The 1,107-nt window shown below is 61.9% G+C and carries 1 protein-coding gene; it reads left to right on the top strand.

Translation table 11 applies throughout. From position 1 onward, the window contains the following. Positions 1-650, top strand: a 650-nt coding sequence (locus EN893_RS35125; protein WP_245490968.1) for an SMC-Scp complex subunit ScpB, incomplete at its 5' end; no start/stop codon positions are given. Positions 651-1,107: the final 457 nt, after the last annotated feature.

Here is a 1,107-nt window from a genome sequence, read left to right as displayed (position 1 = left end):
CCGCCCGCCGCAAGCCAAACGATCAGCCGGCGCTGCTCGACACCGAACTGGAACATCTGCCGCCGGAGCTGCGCTGGTGCGAATGGATGGCCCGCGTCGAAGCGGTGATCTTTGCGGCAAATGAACCGGTGACACGTAGTGTCCTCGCGCGGGTGGTGGGAAAAAACTGCAATATCGAGCTGATCATCGACGACATTCGCGCCGAACTCGCCGGCCGCCCTTACGAGCTGGTCGCGGTCGCCGGCGGCTGGCAGCACCGGACCAAAAAGGTTTTTGGCGACGCCATTCACGCAGCCTTCGGCACGGCAGCGGGCGAGGGAGCAAAAGAACTGTCGCAGGCGGAGGCGCTTGTCTTGATGTGCATTGCCTATTTCCAGCCGATCACCCGTGGCGAGCTGTCGAGCTTTTTCGGCAAGGAGGTGTCACGTGACCTGATCGGCGTGCTGCGCGCTGAGCAGCTGGTCGCCTCGGGGCCGCGCAGCCCGCAGCCGGGCGCGCCCTACACCTATGTGACGACCAAAACTTTTCTGTCGCAGTTCGGGCTCGACACGCTGCGCCAGCTGCCGGATTTCGAGGCGCTCGAGGACGCCGGGCTGCTGTCGAAGGAGAAGCTGCTGGATCATCCCAGGGTTTGCAGATATCGACGATGATGGCGCCAGCGCCGCGCTCGACGAATAGATGATCCCATCACGGCGGGACACACGCGATCTCGCCGCTCGTCACATAGAAGATTGCGCCACGCACGCCGTCTGGTCTCGCCGGCTGGGTCCTTCGCGTGACGGAAGGGAGGTGGCGGCACGCGTCCGCTTGTCGATGAAGGATAAGCGAACAGGCAATTGATCGAGCCTGGTCGCACATGTCGATCACCATTGAGAGCTCTCGAAGGGAGAAAGTTCAATTGAACCACGTCTACCTTGAGCTTCTCGCGACGATTGAGGCGTTAAGATCCAGCCCATCGGGGCGACCATTCAGACGCTGATGGACAAGGTTCGCGACCTTTCACAGACGATCAAAGCCCTGAAAGACGATCTCCACCAGACAGCCGGCTATGGCCTGCTAAGAACCTAGCCAGCCGGCGAGTGCCCATCCCGGCCATTGACAGCGAGG

The sequence above is a fragment of the Mesorhizobium sp. M7A.F.Ca.CA.004.04.2.1 genome (assembly GCF_004022825.1).
GTDB lineage: Bacteria > Pseudomonadota > Alphaproteobacteria > Rhizobiales > Rhizobiaceae > Mesorhizobium.
This window is presented reverse-complemented; position numbering and strand designations above follow the sequence as displayed.